Source organism: Blautia sp. An46, from assembly GCF_002161645.1.
GTDB lineage: Bacteria > Bacillota > Clostridia > Lachnospirales > Lachnospiraceae > Blautia > Blautia ornithocaccae.
Genome location: NZ_NFIF01000012.1, coordinates 1 through 20642 on the forward strand (window position 1 = coordinate 1; position 20642 = coordinate 20642).

General features: G+C 42.0%; 25 protein-coding genes and 3 pseudogenes. 17 read left to right on the top strand and 11 right to left on the bottom strand.

The features are described 5' to 3' along the window. The first annotated feature begins 123 nt into the window (after window positions 1-123). The 6 genes from B5G00_RS10725 to B5G00_RS18890 all read left to right on the top strand — a co-directional run bounded on the left by B5G00_RS10725 (window position 124) and on the right by B5G00_RS18890 (window position 3735). Window positions 124-354, top strand: coding sequence for a DUF5348 domain-containing protein (locus B5G00_RS10725; protein WP_087162982.1), 231 nt, complete (start codon window positions 124-126; stop codon window positions 352-354). Window positions 355-373: 19 nt separating this feature from the next. Further along, window positions 374-679 carry a hypothetical protein gene (locus B5G00_RS10730; protein WP_087272721.1) on the top strand — a complete coding sequence of 102 codons (306 nt, stop codon included), beginning with the start codon at window positions 374-376 and terminating at the stop codon, window positions 677-679. Then, a complete protein-coding gene (locus B5G00_RS10735; RefSeq protein WP_087272724.1) occupies window positions 676-1161 on the top strand; it encodes a hypothetical protein in 486 nt (161 codons plus the stop codon). The genes B5G00_RS10730 and B5G00_RS10735 overlap by 4 nt, the downstream gene beginning before the upstream one ends. Before the next feature lie 252 nt (window positions 1162-1413). Next, window positions 1414-2250, top strand: a complete 837-nt coding sequence (locus B5G00_RS10740) for a tyrosine-type recombinase/integrase (protein ID WP_087200878.1) — start codon at window positions 1414-1416, stop codon at window positions 2248-2250. A 74-nt stretch (window positions 2251-2324) separates the two neighbouring features. Next, window positions 2325-3569 carry an ATP-binding protein gene (locus B5G00_RS10745; RefSeq protein WP_087200880.1) on the top strand — a complete coding sequence of 415 codons (1245 nt, stop codon included), beginning with the start codon at window positions 2325-2327 and terminating at the stop codon, window positions 3567-3569. A 22-nt stretch (window positions 3570-3591) separates the two neighbouring features. Beyond that, window positions 3592-3735, top strand: a complete 144-nt coding sequence (locus B5G00_RS18890) for a hypothetical protein (protein WP_158095389.1) — start codon at window positions 3592-3594, stop codon at window positions 3733-3735. Between the two features lie 118 nt (window positions 3736-3853). Here B5G00_RS18890 and B5G00_RS18695 read toward each other — a convergent pair whose 3' ends face one another. From B5G00_RS18695 to ligA, 11 genes and pseudogenes are all read right to left on the bottom strand, one after another. Next, window positions 3854-4537: an outer membrane protein assembly factor BamE gene (locus B5G00_RS18695; RefSeq protein ID WP_140403146.1), complete on the bottom strand. Its 684-nt coding sequence runs from the start codon at window positions 4535-4537 to the stop codon at window positions 3854-3856. After that, the gene (locus tag B5G00_RS10755) at window positions 4534-5094 is read right to left on the bottom strand and encodes an RNA polymerase sigma factor (protein ID WP_087200882.1); all 561 of its coding nucleotides are present in this window, start codon (window positions 5092-5094) and stop codon (window positions 4534-4536) included. The genes B5G00_RS18695 and B5G00_RS10755 overlap by 4 nt, the downstream gene beginning before the upstream one ends. 84 nt (window positions 5095-5178) lie before the next feature. After that, the gene (locus B5G00_RS10760) at window positions 5179-5481 is read right to left on the bottom strand and encodes a hypothetical protein (RefSeq protein ID WP_087162992.1); all 303 of its coding nucleotides are present in this window, start codon (window positions 5479-5481) and stop codon (window positions 5179-5181) included. Between the two features lie 134 nt (window positions 5482-5615). Continuing rightward, window positions 5616-5807: a transposon-encoded TnpW family protein gene (locus tag B5G00_RS10765; protein ID WP_054353167.1), complete on the bottom strand. Its 192-nt coding sequence runs from the start codon at window positions 5805-5807 to the stop codon at window positions 5616-5618. A gap of 80 nt (window positions 5808-5887) precedes the next feature. Further along, a pseudogene (locus tag B5G00_RS10770) lies at window positions 5888-6535 on the bottom strand (DUF4368 domain-containing protein); the annotation flags it as partial. Next, window positions 6456-7124 (bottom strand): YodL domain-containing protein, encoded by a 669-nt coding sequence (locus B5G00_RS10775; RefSeq protein ID WP_087200884.1) that lies wholly within the window; start codon window positions 7122-7124, stop codon window positions 6456-6458. The pseudogene B5G00_RS10770 and the gene B5G00_RS10775, both read right to left, overlap by 80 nt. A 66-nt stretch (window positions 7125-7190) precedes the next feature. Beyond that, window positions 7191-7637, bottom strand: coding sequence for an LPD11 domain-containing protein (locus B5G00_RS10780; RefSeq protein ID WP_087200885.1), 447 nt, complete (start codon window positions 7635-7637; stop codon window positions 7191-7193). A gap of 15 nt (window positions 7638-7652) precedes the next feature. Next, the gene (locus B5G00_RS10785) at window positions 7653-8159 is read right to left on the bottom strand and encodes an NADAR family protein (protein WP_087200910.1); all 507 of its coding nucleotides are present in this window, start codon (window positions 8157-8159) and stop codon (window positions 7653-7655) included. Window positions 8160-8236: 77 nt separating this feature from the next. Further along, window positions 8237-8485 (bottom strand): hypothetical protein, encoded by a 249-nt coding sequence (locus tag B5G00_RS10790; RefSeq protein WP_054353166.1) that lies wholly within the window; start codon window positions 8483-8485, stop codon window positions 8237-8239. Window positions 8486-8488: 3 nt separating this feature from the next. Next, on the bottom strand, window positions 8489-9178 hold the full coding sequence (locus B5G00_RS10795; protein ID WP_204244044.1) for a DUF3990 domain-containing protein: 690 nt from the start codon (window positions 9176-9178) through the stop codon (window positions 8489-8491). A 155-nt stretch (window positions 9179-9333) separates the two neighbouring features. Next, complete coding sequence (ligA, locus tag B5G00_RS10800) at window positions 9334-11331, bottom strand: NAD-dependent DNA ligase LigA (protein WP_164496695.1); 1998 nt, start codon at window positions 11329-11331, stop codon at window positions 9334-9336. Window positions 11332-11824: 493 nt separating this feature from the next. On the opposite strand from ligA, the gene B5G00_RS10805 reads away from it, so the two are divergent. From B5G00_RS10805 to B5G00_RS10855, 11 genes and pseudogenes are all read left to right on the top strand, one after another. After that, window positions 11825-12373 (top strand): RNA polymerase sigma factor, encoded by a 549-nt coding sequence (locus B5G00_RS10805; RefSeq protein WP_204244059.1) that lies wholly within the window; start codon window positions 11825-11827, stop codon window positions 12371-12373. Further along, window positions 12373-13122, top strand: coding sequence for a hypothetical protein (locus tag B5G00_RS10810; protein WP_087202261.1), 750 nt, complete (start codon window positions 12373-12375; stop codon window positions 13120-13122). The genes B5G00_RS10805 and B5G00_RS10810 overlap by 1 nt, the downstream gene beginning before the upstream one ends. Further along, complete coding sequence (locus B5G00_RS10815) at window positions 13113-13979, top strand: ABC transporter ATP-binding protein (RefSeq protein WP_087202263.1); 867 nt, start codon at window positions 13113-13115, stop codon at window positions 13977-13979. Before B5G00_RS10810 ends, B5G00_RS10815 begins: the two co-directional genes overlap by 10 nt. Before the next feature lie 4 nt (window positions 13980-13983). Then, window positions 13984-15153: an ABC transporter permease subunit gene (locus tag B5G00_RS10820; protein WP_087202265.1), complete on the top strand. Its 1170-nt coding sequence runs from the start codon at window positions 13984-13986 to the stop codon at window positions 15151-15153. Between the two features lie 45 nt (window positions 15154-15198). Further along, window positions 15199-15600, top strand: coding sequence for a winged helix-turn-helix domain-containing protein (locus B5G00_RS10825; protein ID WP_087202267.1), 402 nt, complete (start codon window positions 15199-15201; stop codon window positions 15598-15600). 312 nt (window positions 15601-15912) lie between these two features. Beyond that, window positions 15913-17187: pseudogene (locus B5G00_RS10830) on the top strand (DNA polymerase Y family protein). A 12-nt stretch (window positions 17188-17199) separates the two neighbouring features. Continuing rightward, a complete protein-coding gene (locus tag B5G00_RS10835) occupies window positions 17200-17517 on the top strand; it encodes a hypothetical protein (RefSeq protein WP_087202271.1) in 318 nt (105 codons plus the stop codon). Between the two features lie 27 nt (window positions 17518-17544). Next, window positions 17545-18126 carry an SOS response-associated peptidase gene (locus tag B5G00_RS10840; RefSeq protein WP_087202273.1) on the top strand — a complete coding sequence of 194 codons (582 nt, stop codon included), beginning with the start codon at window positions 17545-17547 and terminating at the stop codon, window positions 18124-18126. A gap of 84 nt (window positions 18127-18210) precedes the next feature. Then, a complete protein-coding gene (locus tag B5G00_RS18895; RefSeq protein WP_158095410.1) occupies window positions 18211-18360 on the top strand; it encodes a hypothetical protein in 150 nt (49 codons plus the stop codon). Between the two features lie 3 nt (window positions 18361-18363). Beyond that, a pseudogene (locus B5G00_RS10850) lies at window positions 18364-18586 on the top strand (helix-turn-helix domain-containing protein). A gap of 91 nt (window positions 18587-18677) precedes the next feature. Further along, complete coding sequence (locus B5G00_RS10855; protein WP_087202277.1) at window positions 18678-20642, top strand: hypothetical protein; 1965 nt, start codon at window positions 18678-18680, stop codon at window positions 20640-20642.

Sequence of the window (20642 nt, forward strand, 5' to 3'; positions counted from 1 at the left end):
CCAGCTATTTTCGTATCAGATACAGAGAAATGCCCATCTCCATGGCTCATTCATCTGAGATAGTAACTTGAAAAACCTTTATTTTAAAGGAAAATCACTTGACAATATAGGGAGGAAATTACTATGGTAAAGAAAAAAGGCGTTTTATGTTATGACCGGGAGTCTGGGAGGTATGACATCTATTTTGGAAACGGGAGCTATTACGGTGGCCTGCATTGTGGGGACTGCTTTGATGTGGAGATGGATGGAGACTGGGTGCCAGTCCGGATTGAAATGGATGACGACTGGTATCTTGTGGGAGTTCCGAAGATCCGGCTGGACGGCCTGACAGTTCGGGCGGATTGGTACGAATAATCTTGTCAGGAGGGCGAACATGAAAAAGGAATGGGTGAAACCTGAGATCAAGTTTATCACGGATCCGGATATTATCCTGGGATGCCTCTATGAAGTGTATGGACAGGAACAGAAGTCTGTATTGGCTGGGAAGAATATCCGGCATACGATGATCTTCCCTTTTCTCCGGATGCTGGCAAATAACACGCAGGGAGATGTCAGGGATCTGGAAGCTCTGCATCAGCGGCTCTGGAAGATATATGAAAAAGAACCGGAAAAGCAGGTGTTTGTACAGCAGGGAGAGAAAATCCTGGAAGCTGTCAGGAAAGGAGAAGATGGTGGATGATTTCCTATGAAAAAGCAAAAATGGGGAAGCAGCTGATGAAACAATTCATTGCGGAAGGGGAACTGGAAAAAGCAGCGTTTATCGGGCTTATGTACCAGATGCCGATTCGGATAGGGGATGCGATAAAGCTGCGGAAAAGTGACCTTTCCGGGAGGAATGTTTTAAAGATCTATGCCAAATATGGAAAACCTTATACGAACCGGCATGGCAATCCTTATCGGATCACCAGACAGCTGAGGAGTCTTCTAAATTCTATCAACAGGGACTCTGATTTCATCTTCACATGGAAGAAGGAGTATTATATACATTTATTCCACATATATTGGGGGTATTATCATCTAAATGACTTCCGGTGTGAATATTTGAGGAACGAAGAACTGCTTGAATGTCAGAGACGGAAGAAACAGTCCAAACCAGCCCAGCGCTTCACCGTTGAGGTAAAGGACGGGAAGCTGATTTTCAAAAGGGTGAGCGGCACCTAAGCTGCCCCCTGAAATCATCCAGATCGGACAGCGGAAAAAATCTGCTGTCCTTTTTGCGTTTTTATGCTGTGAAACGTATGGAATATATATAGGAAGCGTGTCAGAACCGTGCCATTTTCTGAACACAACATAATAGCAATTATGTTGTGTTGGAGGCATGAAAGACAGAAGAAATCCTATCTGGACGCAACATAATTACGCAAATCTCACGGAGAAGTGAGCGCAACATAATCGCAGAGAGGAAGAAGTACCGTGGCATTACTGGATGATTATAAAAAGTTCCTGAGAGAACAGGGCAAGTCAGAGAATACCATTAAGACCTATAGCGGTCACGTAAATGAATATTACCGGTGGTATAAAGATACCTTCGGGGAGGAGCCGACGCTGCTTTACCATACTAACATTTTGGATTTTCGGTCATACCTGCAGAACATTAAGAAACTGAAGTTTAAAAGCATTGATACGAAACTGTCCTCTCTGACCAGTTTTAATGAGTTCCTGGTGCAGATCGGAGTTCAAAAAGATCTGGTCATTACGGCAGAGGACCGGCTGAAATTTCAGCAGGAAATTGCAAGCCCGGCGGAAATAGAAAAGAAAGATGTGGAGGCGTTTCTCCAGAAGGTACTTGTTGATACTGGAAAGAGAAACTATGCGATTGCGGTGATCCTTGCATATGCCGGCCTGCGTGTCAGCGAGTGCATCAGCATCAGCCTGACAAATATTGATTTTCAGGCAAGGGAACTGCTGGTGACTGGAAAAGGCAATAAGCAGCGGATCGTATTCATCAATGACAAGATCATCCATGCAGTCCGGGAGTATTTGAAAGTAAGAAACTCCCAGTCTGAGTATCTGTTTGTCAGCCGGAATGGTGGAAAGCTCCACCGTAGCAGTGTGAACCGATTTTTCAATCAGTGTTCAAATAAGATCACACCGCACAAGCTCCGACACTACTTCTGCTCTCATGCCCTGGAGATGGGATATACGATTGCGGAAGTCGCAAATCAGGCTGGCCATGCCAGTGAGCGGACAACGTTGATTTATACTAATACGAGCCGTGAAAAGATGAAGGAGAAATCGAACCTGCTGTAAGTAACTATAAGAATATAATTGTCCTTGTATAAACAGACAATAAGTTGATTATAATAAAAGTATGAGGTATAATAATGACAAAACTAATAAAGGACGTGGAATGTATGGAGATGATAAGACGAAATTTATATTTGAATAAGATACGTCCATTCATTGACCAGGATCTGATCAAGGTATTGATTGGCCTCAGAAGAAGTGGAAAGACGATCCTGCTTTCGCAGATCCGTGATGTTATTTTGGAACGTGGAGTCCCAAAGGAAAATATCATAGAGATCAATTTTGAGTCCCGGCGTTTTAAAAAGCTGGAGGATGCAGATAACTTCTATCAGTACGTCACGGAACGGGCAGAGCAGGCGGATGGAAAAGTATATCTCTTTTTTGACGAGATCCAGCATGTGAAAGAGTGGCACTCAGTCATCCCTTCCTTCCGAATTGATTTTGACTGCGATATCTATGTGACAGGCTCCAACAGCAAATTGCTGTCCGGAGAACTGGCGACCAATATGGCAGGAAGATATGTTTCTTTTCATGTGTATCCTTTTGTACTGTCCGAGATACAGGAATTTTATGAGATCAATGGGCTTCCTTATACTAGGGAACAGCTTTTTACGGATTACCTGAAATACGGCGGCCTGCCGATGCGCCTGGTGCTGCCGGATGAACATTCCGTCCGCACGTATCTGGAGGATGTCTATGATTCTGTCGTGATGAAAGATATTCTCTCCAGGTATGCGATCCGTAATGAAAATCTTCTGAGGAAACTTCTGGAATTTCTGCTGGACAATATCGGAAATCCGTTCTCCGCACGCTCAATCAGCCGCTCGTTGCTGTCAGCCGGCCAATCGACCACAGTGGACACGGTGCTGAACTATATTGATAAGCTGCAGGCAGGTATGATCCTTTCAAAAGCGGAAAGATATGATATTAAGGGGAAAAACATCCTGGCTTCAACAGAAAAGTATTATGCCGGTGACATCGGGCTTCGCAATGTGAGCAAAGCCAGCGAGCAGATCGACACAAGTAAGCTGTTGGAGAATGTGGTATACCTGGAAATGTTAAGCCGGGGATATGAGGTAAAGGTAGGGAAACTGGATACACAGGAAATTGACTTTGTATGTTACAAAGGACAGAAGAAACTCTATATCCAGGTGGCCTATGTATTGTCAGAGGACTGCATTGCAAGAGAATTTGGCAATCTGGAGAAGATAGATGACAATTATCCAAAATATGTGATCAGCAGCGACATTGTAGATCTGAGCAGGAATGGTATTGTCCATTATAATATCATTGACTTTTTGCTGGATGAGAAGGATATATAAATCAGCGAAAAAGGAGCCGTCCGTGAGGGCGGCTCCGAGCCGTTTGTATGCGCCATTTGAGGACTACACCATGGCAGAGGTGGCAAATCAGGCCGGTCATGCAAGCGAGCAGACTACAGCTGTTTATACGAATATGACCTGGGAGATTATTATACCTTGGATATAAGGTTTCCTATTTGGAAACTTTTCGCAGAAAAGTTAAATGTGTGTCTATTGTCTGTTGAACATAGATTATAAGCAAAACGGCCTGCATCTGCAGGCCGCCTTTGTTAATGGTATTCTGTTCAGTCTTTGCGCCGGATCACGGGAACCTGTTTTACCTTTTTGCCCTCGGTCAAGTCAGATTTGTTGAATAGCTGTCCATTAAATTCAACGGTTTCATTAGAATCTATATCCTCAGAAATAGGGGTCAATGCCTTTAATAAATCTTCGCCTGTAACACCTAACTGAGCATCATCACTTGCAAATGGAATCCGCAACAAATATTCTCCGTCTACTTCATAAACATATACATAAATACCAGAACCGATGTCTTGCGTATCACCTAAGAATGAAAGGACTTCCTCTCTTGTCATGGTCGGTGTTAATTCTCTTATCTGTTCAGATGTTACCTGTGTTGGTGTTTCAATCGGTTCTTTATTATCTGGCAATCGGTTAAGTATTTCTTCGGTCAATGGACTACTTTCTCCGGCGTCAATCGTTTTTGCGGCTTCCTTTATTTCTTTTCGAGAATAATCGCTTAAATCTTCAACAGGAATACCGAGAGAAGTAAGATAATCAACAGCCGCATTATATTGAATTGTATCAATAGCAAATGCGGTTAATGGTACTATCAAGCACAAACAGGCCGCAATAACTCCCCATTTAATCCAGAAAGGCTTTTTGGCTTTCTTTTTGTAATTGAGGGCTTCGTCAATGTATTTGTTGTCAAGCTCGCTCATAGCGTCGGAAAACTTTTTCGCGTTCATACAAATACCTCTCTTTCAATCAAGTATTGTTTCATCTTTTCGCGGATACGGGTCAGCCGGACGGAGATGTTTTTCTCCGAAAGCCCCATAAACTCGGCTATGTCCTTGTAACTGTCAGCAAACCAATAGCGACGCATGAAGATAACGCGGTTTTCGAGGGTCAGCGTGTCCAAAAATTCCCCAATGATACGGGCTAATTCCCTGGCTTCGATTTCATCTTCTACGGTTTTCTGGTCTGCGATGTAGCCCTCGATTTCCTCTAAGGCAATCTTATAGTGCCCGCTTCGTTTGGCTGCTTCCTTTCTCCAATAGATTTTGAGTGAAATGTTCCGAACGATTTTCACGATGTAACTGAGCAACGGGTTAGGCCGTACCGGGGGAATGGCGTTCCATGCGCTTAAGTAAGCGTCATTGACACATTCCTCCGCGTCCAGTCTGTTGTTCACGATGTTATACGAGAGGTTGTGGCAGACTGCTCCATATTTATTATCCAGTTCCCGTATGCCTTGCTCGGAACGCTCAAAAAACAGGTCTATGATTTTTTCATCATCTATCATCTCACCGCCTCCTTTCCGGCTTCACCTATATACTACGGTTTTAGCGGCGAATACTACATCAAATCCAAAACTTTTTCAAAAAAATTATACCATACTTCGTGTGAGATTGCTCGCGGCGGCTTTCGCCGCTTCACTGGCGGCTCTCCGGCGTTCCTCACTGTATGGGGCGGTCAGACGGAAAGAGAAGCGGCCTTTCTCAATATCAAACTCCATGCAGCCCGTTTCCGGGTCTGCGTCGGTCTGCTGGCAGATCGCCGGATAACGGCGGCTGTATGCAAGCAGACGCTTTTTCAAGGCGGTGTTGTGGGTGCGGATATGGATAAGGGGGTCTTTCTCGTCAAACCAAATATCGGTGGTCTTTTCCTGCTTGGTAAGCCCTGTTCTCATGCAAGCTCCTTTCTGCGCCCCTGTTACTGAGTAGGGGCATTTTTCGGGTGTTTTCTCCGGCTCTTGACTTGGAGAAAACAGCGTTTTTGACGATAAAAACCGCCCGGACGGGGAATGTATCGTCGGGGCGGCTGTTATCGCAAGATTTCCGATTTTTCCGGCTCTTGACCGTCAGACACGGATAAATGCGAACTGTCGGCAAGTACCAGTTTGAGCAGCTTGTCGCGGAATGTTTCTGTGCTGCTGTGATTGAAAAATAACTCCGCAACAATGGTCTGCCCGTTCCTCTGCGTCGTGATGATACTGTCGGGGGTCTGTTCTGCCATAGGCGGCTCCTTTCTCCGGGCGCGAAAAAGAGGATTTCCCGTAGTTGGAAAATCCCCTCTCGGCTGTCGGTTATTCTGTTTTACTGTGCGGGCTGTGCGGCGGCGGTCTGCGCCTTTCTCCTTGCCCGGTATTCCCGCGCCTTGATACGCTCATACTCCCGCTGCTTTTCAAGGTTTCGCGCCCGGTACTCCCTTGAATACTGCCGGTGGTAGGCGCGGCTCTTTTCCTTTTTGGCTTCTTCGATTTCCTCCCGCATTTGCCGGATTTCCTGCTCGGTCGGCTCTGCAAGCTGCGTTACTTCGTTCTCAAACCTGCCGATATAGTTGAAATATATGCTGATGTGTTGGATTGCGTATCTCGCCCTTTTCTGGTCGCGCTCATGCACTTCAATCCGGTTGATAAACTCGTTGAGAATGGCGGGGGTGAGGTCTGTAAAGGCGGCATGGCGTTCCGTCAGCTTCAAAATCTTCTGCGCCCGCCCTCCCGCGTTCTCATAAGCGGATAGCTGCTCTTGGAGTGTGGCAAGCTCCGTTTTCAGTGTGTAGTATTCTTCCGAATATTTCTGCGACATTTGCTCATAGCGGTCTTGCGGGATAGTGCCGAGGGCGTTGTCCTCATAGAGCTTATTCAGCACCTTGTCAATCTGTTCAAGGCGTGTCGTGATTTGCGGGATACGTTTCTGCTGCTTCTTGGTCTGGTCGGTCTGCTGCATGGCAAGGTTCTTTTTGCGTATCCTCGAACAGAAGGACAGCAGGACGTTCCAGAAAATCTCGCTGCCGCCAAGGGGACTCTTCCTTCTCCTGGTAACGGAGCCGGTATCCGAGCTGGCACTGACTGTATTTGCAGCGTTGGAGCTGAACCTGGATACAGGGATGAATAGAAATTCCCCCGTTATCCATATAGGCCAGATAACCGGGCTTGGACCGATTGACCTGCTCAAAAGGGATATTGTCATGGTTCTGAACTGGCAGCATGGCGTTTTCCTTCTGAAATGCTATTTGAGAAAAACCAAATGTATCACAGAAATAGAAACGGCTTTCTCCCGGTGAGTGCTGTATTTCCAGAATGTCAGAGACTGACATGGAATGTCCGGTGAAACCGATCTTTTCCAGATAGCAGGCATCCGCTTCATCTTTGCGGTTGAATATCCGGTAGATTTCTTCCGGTGTGGCGACTTCCGTTTCTCCGCAGAATACGGATTCATAAATTTTTGCAGGCGGTGATGGATACCCGGTTTTTTGAAAATAGGAAAGGGGCATAAACATCAGCCTGTCCTGATCCAATTCCGGGATGATCTGATAGATCGTTATTTTCATAAGGCATCGTCCTCCTTTGCAAAAGAAGGACCTCCCTGGTTGGAAGATCCTTCGTAATCATTATGGTTATTCGTTACACAATTCTTTTTCATAGTTCAGGAGCTGCTCCCAGGTCAGCCATTCCGGCTTCCCGTCAGCAGGAAGCTCCTTCCACAATTCTTTCATGCGGTTCATATGATGCTGCGGATCATTCCCGGATAAGATGGTAACGCTCCGGTTCCCGTAGCCGAGAAAATATTCGCAGTCACGCTGCATCCGGCTTAACATCATATACTGGAACTCATACGGGTTTCTACGGAACGGTTCTGACTCAAAGGTATATTCCTGCTGGATGTGGGATACTGGCTCCCCATCCAGGTCGTTCCTCGTAGTAGAATATAAGTCCGGCTTTTCGGATTTCCCCAGGTTAAGGTCTTTCCAAAACCGTCCGTACTGATCCTCATAAGTTGGACAAGAAAAATCATCTATGCCGATGAATTTCAGCGTCAAGACCGTCTGTTTCTTTTCTTCCATAGTTCATTCACCTCGTTATGCAATCTCATTTTCCATTCCCATGCTCCATTTCAGCTTTTCACGCACGTCCATCAGGATAAGCCCTAACTGGTTTTCCCCGTGGCCGTTGACTTTGCCCCAGAAGTAATCGCCCCAGGTATTGCCTTCCTCAAGAACACTGTTTCCTGTGGCAAGCAGGGCATCCCGCAGCTTTGGGTTCTGCATGAATTTGCACATACAGATTTCGTACATCAGGGAAATCTTTACCTTATCCCAGTCCGGGCGCAGCGTGAGTTTCTTCCCACGCTTTTTGGCTTCTGCCGGATTGTGCAGGCGGAAAATAGAGAATTGCTGCTGCTCTTTTGCACAGCAGGTCTTCTGCGCCTGGAAAGCGGCTTCATTATTGGCGTAGGTCTGCCCCATGTAGGTAACAGGAGCCGGATAAAAATTACTGAGAAATGCGTATTTTCCTGTAAAAGAGGAGATAACATTCCCGTGAGTTTGTTTATGGATAGTTTCTTTTGGTTGATCATTGGATTTCATGCACATTCCTTTCCGCACAAAAAAAGGAACCGCCTATCCTATAGGTAGTTCCCTTCTTAAACAAAGTGCTTAAATCTTCAGTTTGTCTGTAATTCTTTTTGTTCCTGTTCTTCGTAGAACCGGTCTGCGATATAGCCCGCTGACTCCGCCCAAAGCGTATTCTCGGTATTCTGCAGAGCCTGATACGTCTTAGAATGGTAAAAGGCTCCGGCGGCATCCTGGAAAGAAAGATGGCTCCGTTCCTTGATGATGTCGATCACATCCCGGATCTGGATACACAGGTTCATCGTGATATCTTTGTTATTAAAAAAATATTTTCCTTCCATAGTTTACGAAACCTCCCTTCGGGATTCCAGTGTCAGGTGTTCCAGGGCAAGGGGCGTATGGAAAGACACCTGGTTGTTGACTTTATTATAGTGAAGCCTTTCCACTGCTTCCTCGGCTTTTAAAATACCTGACAGGTATAACTGCACAGTCTCCATTGTATTGTCATCTGCAACAGGCCCTACCACCACATCATAAGCGTGCTGGATGCCGCCTTTCGTGCGATTTTCTTTGATAAACTCCAGCCACTCCTGATCCAGAGCAGCAAAGTGCTTGATCTTCAGGTCCTCTGTCTGGCGGAACAGGTAACGGTAAACATATCTGCCGCCTTTGTGGGAGCGCAGATAAAGACGTTTGGCCCATTCCTCCGCCTGGCTTTCCAAGACGGTACAGTAAAATCCCCGGTCAAAGTCACGGCGGTCATGGGATTTTCCCAGGTCAATTTCATCAAATGCGATGTTGGAACCGTGGTAAAGCACCAGTTCCGGAGCATTTTCTTTGATGATTTCCTCCACATATTGAAAAGTCTCTTCCATATCTAATTGATGAAGCATTTCGTGCTGTATCAGGATTTTTTCAAAAACCTGATGCTTACAGAAGAGATCAAAGACGTCCCCTTCAGACAGATGATGCTTTTGTGCGTAATACTCGACTGCTTGTACAGATAAGATTTCCACATCGGATTGAATACTCATACTCATCATTGCCTCCATTTGCCTCTATTATACCCAAAGGAAACGGGATGTTCAACGCAAAAAACAAGCGTATCTGCCCTTTCCATACTGCCAGACAGGTAATTTTTGGAGAAGCTGCTTGTCAGCCAGCTTCCCCAAGTGGATCATGTACAATCTTATGCAATCATTGCTAAAAACTCTGCTTCTGACAGAATGGTTATGCCTAAAGACTTGGCTTTTGCCAGCTTGCTTCCGGCTTTTTCGCCGCAGATGAGATAATCCGTTTTGCCTGTTACAGAGCTGCCCGGTTTGGCACCAATCTCCAGGATCTTATCATTGATCTCTGCGCGGGTGAAATTCTCCAGCTTTCCGGTTGCTACGATAGTCTTTCCTGCAAATTCAGTATTTTTTGCCATAGTGTTTTCTTCCTTTCTTTCTTCAAATGTAAATTCTTTCTGTAACGTGTCCCAGAGCATCAGATTTTCTTCATCCGCAAACCAGTCGTGAATGTTCTGGTTCAGTGTGGCGCCAAAATCCTCTAACTGTGTGAAATCATAGTCATCGGTGGCAGCCGCCCGGAAGGCATTCAGACTGCCGGAGAATACGGTATCCAATACCCGGCTTTTTGTACGGCCTACCATGGGAATATCCATGCTGATCAGATAGCGGACAAAGGTGGTGCTGCGGCTGGCCTGGATTGCGTTCCAGAGCCGGTCAAAGGATTTCTCCCCGAACCCTTCCAGCCGGATGATTTCTTCCCGGTGCTGATCCAGATGGTAGATGTCATGGAAGGTCTGAAGGTATCCCAGATTCAGGAATTTCTCCAGGGTAGCCTCACTTAACCCTTCAATATTCATGGCTTTCCGGCATACGAAATGGACGAATTTTTTCAACTGTTGGCTTTCACAGGATGGATTGCTACAGTGTACGGTTTCAATGATCCGTCCTTTTTCTCCTTTTTTTCGATGGAGTTCTGTTGGAGCGCCGCAGCACGGGCAGATAGCAGGGGCTGCATCCCGGTAATGTCCACGGTCCAGGTTCTCCTCTACATGGGGAATGATCATGTTCCGTTTGGATACCAGGATACGGCATCCCGGCACCAGCTCCAGTTCCCGGATAAAGGTGAGGTTATGAAGCGTGGCCCTGGATACGGAGCACCCATCAATCTCCACGGTGTCAAAGACTGCCACAGGTGCCAGTTCCCCGAAACGGGAAGGCGTCCATTCAATACTCTGGAGAACGGTTTCATAGGTTTCGTCCTCAAACTTATAGGCAAGTCCGTCCTTGTAGTGATGTCCGGTTCTTCCGCAGCTTGCGGAATACGCCAGGTCATCGAAGATCAGTACCATTCCGTCAATGGGAAGATCCAGTGTTTCTGCCTTCTCCTTCAGGTCCTGGATACGAAGCTCCAGATATTCCGGTGAAATCTGATCCGGATTTAGAGGAATGTACGGGCAGGAACCAAAGCCCAGCTTTGATAACTGGTACAGACGTTCCTCCCGGCTGTTGCTGTGTTCTCCCTCATCCAGCCCTTCCAGTACGTTGAAGGGAAGGAAGGTGACACAGCGGCCCTTACAGTTCTCCGGATCCAGGCTCCGCACAGATCCGGCAGCCAGGTTCCGGGCGTTTTTATAAGGTTCCCCGTTCCTGTCCCGGAGCGTAACGTTCAGCCGTTCAAAATCCTTCCTGTGTATGAAGGCTTCCCCGGTGACAACCAGCCGCTCTTTATAAGAGATAGCGAGCGGTACATTCTCAAAGGTGGGAATGTTATGGGTGATATCTTCCCCGATCTCGCCGTCTCCTCTGGTGGATGCCTCTGCCAGTCTGCCGTTTTCATAGGTGAGTTTTACCGTAAGACCGTCCAGCTTCAGCATGAGTAAAGCTGCATGACCTCCGCAGAAACGGCATAAGTCTTCCACCTGCTTTGTCTTATCCAGGGACAGAAGTGGGTGAGGATGCGGCACTTCCTTCAGTTCGCTGACTGGCGGGTAGCCCACGGTCTGGGTTGGGGAATTGGAGTAGATGATCCTTGTCTCCGCTTCCAGACTTTCCAGCTGCTCGTACATCCGGTCATACTCAGCATCAGAGATTTCCGGTGCGTTCAGGTTATAGTAGGCGTGCTGGTGCCGATTGAGCGTCTGAACCAGTTCCTTGATTTTGTCTGCATTATTCATTGTTCTGCTTCTCCTTTCTGTTACCATGTCCATCCGGAGCATTGAAAAAAACAACCCTCCTTTCCCATGTTCAGGCATAAAAAAAGAGAATGACGCAAGATGTTCATTCTCTAACCGCGTGCAGTTTTCTGCAAAATAAAAAAGCCAGAAGGCACTGCCCTGATGGCAGAATATCCCTCTGACTGACTACAAACCTAAACAGCGTGTGATCATCCTTTCCGGATAGACACAAAATATATGGTACAAAGAAAGTATAACACTAGATGTTGTGGGTGTCAAAGGGGGTTATGAAAATATATAATTCTATAATAAGTCAAAAACAGGTTTAGAAATATGTGATATTTCTAATATAAAATGCAAGTATAGTTTCAATATCCCAATAACATAGAAATATTCTAATTCACTATAGAGAATATAAAAAATATTTATGATTTTAAATGATTTGTTCAAGTGAGTTGTTTATATATAATAGAAGGGTAATTAAGAGAAAGTGATGGATATGATACAAGACTGGATAATAATAAATAAAATAAAAATGGGAGATCTTGATGCCTGGGAAGCGTTAGTACATAAATATTATGATGAAATATATTTTTATTGTGTTCGTAGATGTTATGGAGATTGTGATTTGGCTTCCGATTTAACACAAGATATTTTTTTGAAATTAGTAGAAAATATATCAAGATATCGTTTCACGGGGAAATTTTACAATTATCTTTACACGATTGCTGTAAACACATGCAATAATTTTTTTAAGAAGAAGCATATTACTCAGATAGAACTAACGGATTCTTTAGTATCTGATTCAGAGAATTCTTTGTTAAATGAAGTGTTGCATGATGAGGAAAAAATGTTGGTAAAAAAAGCACTTGATTCGCTTCCTGATGTACAACGAGAAGCTGTGATATTGAAGTATTATCATAATTTAAAAGTAAAAGATATTGCAATAATTACAGGTGTGGGTGTTTCTACTGCACAATCACGTATATATCAAGGCCTTAAAAAATTAGAAAAAGTTTTAGAAAGAGAGGATTTTTTATAATGAAAGAGAATATTGTTTCAAAATTGAATGAATATAAAGTAGAACCGGATATAGAACAACGAGAAAAAATTATTGCATTAGGTCAAGAGAGAATGAAAATAAATGGAATGAGTGGACATTCCTATTTGAGTTTATTTTTATCTACATTTCGATTTATTCATGTTCATACTTGGATAATACAATTTCTTGTTTTTCTATCTGGAATAGCTATGGTATTAAATTTCTCATATTTGCAGTCGATAAGTGAAATTATGCTATGCCTTACTGGAGTAGTATTTATTTCAGTTCTGTTTTTTATAGAAGAATTATTTAAAAGTTTTACATCCGGAATGTGGGAGTTGGAGCAAACATTCAAATATGATTTGCGACAGCATACTATGGTAAAATTATTGATTTTTGGCTTTATTGATATGGGAATTGTTATAGTGCTATCTTTTATGACTAAATCTACTGTATGTTTGCCTTTGTATCAAATATTAGTCTACTTACTCGTCCCGTATAACATTGTATGCATTATTTTGTTTTCTCTTATAACTGTTTGGAGAAAACGACTACATAATTATTTGCTCTGGCTTTTATCGGGAAGTATTTGTGTTGCAGTTATTTTAATTGCTAATATATTTAAAATTTATGAAATAAGATTGCTTTATTGGGGAATAGCGTATGTTATTACAACAACAATATTAGGTTCTATTATTTATTCTCAAACTAAAATTATTAGGTGGGAGGTGGCTTCATCATGGAATTGAATATCAAAAATATAACAAAAGAATATGGTAATGTAACTGTACTTAATGATGTGTCATTTACATTTACTCCAGGGGTTTATGGAATATTAGGTGCAAATGGAGCAGGCAAAACAACATTATTTCGTATTATATGCGGACTGATGAAACCAAATCATGGAAGTATACAATATGATCATAAAGATATTGTTCTGCAAGCAGAAAAATATCGTTCGATATTAGGATTTTTGCCTCAAGATTTTCGATATTATCCAGATTTTACAGGACTAAATTTTATGATGTATATCGCTTCATTAAAAGGTTTACACGTTAAATATGCAAAAAAAAGATGCTTAGAATTATTAGCTCAAGTTGGTTTAGATGATGTTAAGAATAAAAAAATCAGAAAGTATTCCGGGGGAATGAAACAAAGATTAGGTATAGCACAGGCAATGATTAACAATCCGGAAGTTTTAATATTAGATGAACCAACGGTAGGACTTGATCCAAAAGAACGGGTTAAATTCAGAAAACTAATAAGTTCGTTTGCGGAAAAGAAAATTGTATTGCTATCCACACACATTGTGTCAGATGTAGAATACATAGCGGATGAAATCATTATTCTTAAAAAGGGAAGAATTGAAAATTCCGGATCAATTACATATTTATTGAAAGAGATTCAGAATTGTGTGTGGGAATGTTTAGTATCTGAAAAAGATGTAAATCAGATAGAGCAATTATATACCGTGAGTAATCGCAAATATGGAGAAGATGGGGTTGTCCTGCGGATTGTTTCAAAGGAAAAACCTTTTATAGATGCAAAACAAGTTGTTCCGACACTAGAAGACTTATACTTGTTTTATTTTCGAGAGGGGGAATGAAAATATGACATTGTTGATTAAATATGAGCTTGGAAAAATATTGAAAAATCGTACAGTGTTTGGTGGGATCGTTGTAGGGTTCTTAGTCCTTTTTGGAATATTTTTGGTTGGATATCATTATTCACAATTATTAATGAGCGAAACAAGTAACGAAAAAAATGGCTTTAAAAAAAATATTGATGAAATTATAGATTCACAGTATTATGGAGATTTTACAGATGAAAAAGTGAAAATGATTTTGGCTGATTCTATGAATAATTTTCAAAGTTACGAAGAACAAAAAGTTGTTAATAAGCCATTTTATCTATTTTACTGGGAGATGGGAGATACATTTTTTTCCCATGATACTGAGAACGTTTATACAGAAATGATTGAAAAAGTAAATAAAGGACAAAGATTAACAATTGAAGATGTAGAACTTTATTCATTGGATGAGGTTGGATTTAAAAAGTTTGATACGCCTCTTATATTAGGAAATTATGTCCCCTGGGCAGATTTGTATCGAGTGCTTGGTTATATATATGCGCTTTTGTCTATTATTGTTATATTGGTATCTTCCGTAGTGTTTTCAGATGACAATTCTAAAAACATAAATCAAATTCTGTTGGTTACAAAATATGGTAGAAGCAAACTAATATTTAGTAAATTGATTGCAACAACTATAATTACAGATGGTTTGTTTGTTGTTTTTCATATGATAAATATCGGTGTATTTTCTGTAATGTATGATATAAATGGCTGGAATACAGATATACAAACTAATTTATCATTATGTTTATTTGATTTTCCTTTAAAATGGAATCATTTGCAAATATATTTTTTAATTCTTATCATGCAACTGATTGGGTTAGGCTTTGTTGAGGGAGTAACATTATTAGTATCGGCTTTTATGCGTTCACCAATGTCGGCACTGGCAGTTTCATTAGGCTTATATATATTACCACTGTTACTGATGCAAATTTTCAAAACAGGTTTGGTTAATAAGATTTTGTATTTGTTTCCTATAAATAATCTGAATATACAGAATACGTTAAGTACGTTATATTCAACAAATGCCTTTTTCTTTCACTCATTTTTCTCTAATATAGGTTTTACTTTTATCTTTATGATTTTGATAAAAGTTGGTATGCAAATATCCTGCTTTATACGTATTAAACGGTGGAAATTTGCATAATGATATTGTGTTTAAACTGTAAGTAGGTGATAAAATGGGAAAGTATTGATTTTAACTGTGCAGGATGGAGAAGAGCAGATTTTAAAGAGCATATTATCATTTTTGTCAGATACTTTTGAAATTACGCTAGTTGAGCCAGAGCAGTCTGTCAAAGTTGATTTTCCCGGGCTTACCATCTTTCCATTTGAGCGTAAGGTAATGGTGGAAGGAGAAGAAGTTTCCTTTACATTACATGAATTTGACCTGTTACTCTTTCTATCTAGTCATCCACAGCAGGTATTTACGAAAAAACAGCTTTATGAGGCTGTTTGGGAGGATCTTCCTATTCATGTGGATGCTAAAGTTGAGTGTATCATCAGCAGTATACGGAAAAAGTTAAGGGAGTATGCTGCTAAAGAGTATATCAAGACAATCTGGGGTGTGGGATATAAATTTGATCCATCATAAAAATGGAACTGTCCATAATGACAAGGTTCCGTAAGAAAACATTTATGGAAGATCGGCGTAGTGTTAGGCTACGCCGATTTTTTTGGTTACTTGGGATTGCTCTCTTGTTTCCTCAAAAACAAATGCACCAAACACATGAGGACTACCGTTCTCGTCGTAAAGTGTGCGGTACTCAAGCTATTCTGAGCGGCATCTTCAGCCAGATGATAGTCTCAATATCCTAAAAAATCCAAGTTCCTTATATATCTGACAGAAAAATCCTCTTGACGAAAGAACGTATGTTCGCCATAATAAGAGAAAAAGGAGGCGAACATGAGTTTGGAAAGAAGAAACGTTATTTTTCATATTGATGTAAATTCCGCATTTCTGAGCTGGGAAGCTGTTTACCGCCTCCACCATTTAGGCGGAAAGGAGGATTTGCGGGAAAAGGTGTCTGCTGTTGGCGGCGATATGGCAATGCGGCACGGAATTATATTGGCGAAATCCATTCCGGCGAAAAAGTTTCATATAAAAACGGGAGAAACTATTCTGGAGGCGAAACAGAAATGCCCGGAGTTAATCCTGGTTCCGCCTAACTATGGGCTATATGAAAAGTGCTCGAAGGCATTTATGGATATCCTGCGCCAGTATTCTCCGACCGTAGAGCAGTATTCCGTGGATGAAGCCTTTGTGGATATGACAGGTACGGAAGGACTCTGGGGCGATGCGGTGACGGCAGCATATAAGATGAAAGATCAGATCCGGGATACGCTGGGATTTACCGTCAATATCGGGATCTCGGAGAACAAGCTGTTGGCCAAGATGGCATCAGATTTCCAGAAGCCAGACCGGGTGCATACGCTGTGGCATAATGAGATTGAAGATAAAATGTGGCCGCTTCCGGTGAGTGATCTGTTTTTTGTCGGGCGGGCGACTGCAAAAAAGCTGTTTAACCTGGGGATCCATACCATAGGGGAACTGGCCCATGCGGACCCGCATCTGCTGAAAGTCCATCTGAAAAAGCACGGGGAGGTCATCTGGGCGTTTGCCAATGGGATGGATGTATCCGTGGTGCAGTCTGAAGCCCCGGCCAATAAAGGATACGGGAACTCCACCACCATTGCCTTTGATGTAACGGATGCGTCCACTGCGAAGCTGGTGTTGTTGGCGTTGGCGGAGACGGTGGGAACCAGACTGCGGACAGCCAAGGTGCGGGCGGAAGTGATTGCTGTGGGAATCAAATCTCATGACCTGCGTTATGCCAGCCACCAGATGACGCTGCGGAACACTACGAACATTACCATTGAGATCCATCGCTGTGCCTGCCAGCTTTTTGACCAATTATGGGATGGGACAGCCATCCGGCATCTGGGGATCCACACCAGCCGGGTAAAGGACGGTTTTAATATGCGCTAGCTTGATATGTTTGATACAACGGACTATGAAAAGCTGGAGAAAATGGATGCTGCGGTGGACCGGATCCGTGGACGGTATGGGATTGACTCGGTGAAGCGGGCGGCATTTGTGGGAAGTCCGATTGACCACATGAGCGGGGGCATCTCAAGGGAAAAAAGGACTGTTGATTATAAGAAAGTCAGGGTAAACTAGAGGTGAAGAAGTATGAGTATGGGAATAGGTACAAATACACAAAATCCCGATGAAGGGGAGCTGAAAAGGGATTTAGAAAAGATTGCCTGCGGTGTCTGGTTTACAAGCACCGGATCCGTCATGCCAAAATTGGTCAAGTACCAGGATGATGAAGGTCTGCTTCATACGATCAGTCAGATCCATATACTGACACAGGAAAAGAAATACTACTGCGGCATCCCCATCCAGGAATACCGGTGCAGTACAGTTCTGGGAAATCAAAAGTATCTATTCCGGCTGTATTACTATCTGGAAGAAAATTGCTGGAAGATCAGCTGGGAAGGAATATAAGCCTGCAGGCGAAAGGAGAAAAAACCGATGTGTGGACGTTATTATGTGGATGATGAGACTGCCAGGGAAATTGAGAAGCTGGTGCGGGATCTGGATAGGAAACTGCAGATAGAGCGCACCGGAGATGTAGTCCCTTCGCAAAATGCTATGATCCTAAAAGGCGAGGAAAATCATCTGGCTGCAGAGCAGATGAGATGGGGCTTTCCAGGGTTCGAGAAAGGGAAACTGCTGATCAATGCAAGGGCAGAAAGCGCCCTAGAGCGCAGAACCTTCCAGGACAGTGTGCGGCACAGGCGCTGTATTATTCCGGCACGGGGGTTTTACGAATGGAATAAAAGCAAGGAGAAATTTTCATACGAGCGGAAAGAAACACCGGTTCTGTTTATGGCAGGGTGCTATAACTGGTATGAGGATCAGGAAAGGTTTATCATTTTGACAACGGACGCAAACTCTTCCGTGGCACCGGTTCATAATCGGATGCCGCTGATTTTGGAGCCAGAGGAGCTGAAAGACTGGGTGCTGGATGACGGGGAGACAGAATATTTGCTGCATAAGACGCCGGTGCTGTTAGAGGCGCACGCAGAGTATGAGCAGATGAAACTGTTTTAAAAAGATATAAACAACATAAAGATTTAAGCCGTTCAAATGGACGGCTTTTGCTATATCCAAACCAATTTCAAGAAGACGGATGCGGTGGGGATATATGGATACTACTATTTTATTGAATGGCTGGATAGTAGCTGTTATAATGTGAATATTCAAAAGACAGGGTATGCTATTGTAAAGGTGACAGGCCAGGTCGGTCATGCAAGCGAGCAGGATACGGCTAAAAGGCAGGAGTAATAAATGAACATAAGCTATAAGGCCCTCTGGCATACGCTGATTGAGCGCAACATCAGGAAAGAGGACTTGCGTGCCGACGATCTACCACGAATTTGATTGCCAACATGAGTAAAGCAAGAATATCAGCATGGAAACGCTGGTTCGTATCTGCGAAGCCCTGAATTGTGGCATTTTGGATGTGATTGAGTTGGAGCAGGATGAAACTAACGAAAGCAATCAATATTAAAAAACTTTTAAGACTTATGACAGCAGAAATTTAAGGTGTACTGCTATAATATTAAGAAGGACATCATTTTTTTTTGAGGGGGATACAGCGTATGAAAAACTTTTTGAAGATTTTCGTTTTCCTTGAGATATTGCTATTCGCATACATTTTCAATAGCTCAATCTACAATATATATGAAAAAAACAATATTGCCACTGGCAATTTAAGTGGTTATATGCTTGAAGAACCATCTCCGGAAATACTCAATCAACTTTACAATACATTCATTGAGAATTATCCAAACAACAAGTTAGAAATCATAAACAATACACTTACTACGACAGATAAATCTGTTTATGATTTATATTGTTATCCCATTGATGAATTTTCACAAAAGCTACCCATATCCAGCACTATCGAATTGCAGTTTTACGAACTTACAAAAGAGGATTTTTTGGATAGTGTCGGTATCTTTTACACAGATTTATCTGATGAAGAAATAAGTCAGCTCGCAACACAACTATCTACACAAATAATTGAATATGAAGATGAATCTATTCCGTATAGTATGATATTAGAGTTAAATCTTTTTAATTTTCTCATTTTATTCATTGTCATTCTGATAATATACGGTATTTATACATCTTATAGTTTAAAAAGAATCGGCATCAAAAAGAGTCTGGGTTTTTCCACCTTGCGTATATTGAAAGAACAGATCATCAGCATAGTAAGGTATTACTCTATTGTGTGTTTTGCCTTGTTGGCTGTATTGAATTTGTATTACGCTTTTACAAACCGCTTTGATTTTTCCTACTTGATTATGAGCATATTCTTCTTTGGAATTATCTTAGTTGTAAATGTGTTTTGTTTGCTTCTTACGAGCGTTTTAATAAAATTTGTTCGTTTGGAAGCAATGATAAAAAATAGAACATTAAACAAAAGTACCAATGTGATTGTCCAGTTTATAAAAGTTGTGTTTTCTGTTGTAATTGCTACTACTATCATCTCTTTGCTTGAACAAAGCGGGGAATTTACGAAAAGTCAACAGGCGGTTTTAGATTACAAATATCTTGATGGATATTATACGGCCAATGGGTTTAATTCAGCAGAACATGATTATGCGTTAGAAAATCCAGAACGATTTGAAGAATATTCTAATTCGATGTTAGAACTGTATAATAACCATCACGCATTGTTATGTGATTATGCCGGTAGCAGTGAAGCGCAAGGGCCATTTGGTGACTCTCGTCCATATTATGTACAGCAAACTATAATTGCAAACGAAAACTATTTAAAAGAATTTGCAAATATACATGTAGACGGAACTTCATTAGACGAAAGTGCTTTTGCCACACCGACTGTATTGATTCCTGATATGTATAAAAATGACGAAAGCCTTATAAAAGAACATCTTGTCGGAGAATATGATTTGTTGCTGAACTATAATCAAAATTACGGGATACAAGAAGAAACACGCACAAATGATTTTAATATTGTTTATATTGATGATAATTCTACTATAAAGGTCAATACAGAGGAAGGCTTTTCGGATATAACTGGCGGTATTATCATTGTCGATACAGGAGATTTTGGAGGCCTTTATTATTTAGATTCTTTAAATAATAGAAGTTTGTTCTTTTCAGTACAATCAAGAGAAGAATTTTCTGCCCTGTTAACTAAATATGATCTGGAAAAGTTGGTTGTGGCAGGAACATTGCTGACTCCGTACTTGACACAACTAGAAAGCGTAACGTTTGTCCTTAAAACCCTTTCGATGTTCGCTATCGTATTTGTGGTTTCACTGGTATTTATTTTATATATTTCAAATTATGTAGATGTTTTTGTTAACCGGAAACGATATGCTTTAAAAGAGATTATGGGCTTTTCTCATTTAAAAATACTAAAGAGCCGTTATATTGTTTTGGCAATAGAAACAATCGTATCAGCAGCCCTGACTGCAATAAATTATTACTTTGCGTGTTTTTTTGCAATCATGCTGCTGGACTTTCTGTTTTGTGAATTGTTATACCGGACTTATATCAAAAGGGCTTTACATGAAATCGAAAAGGGGGCATAA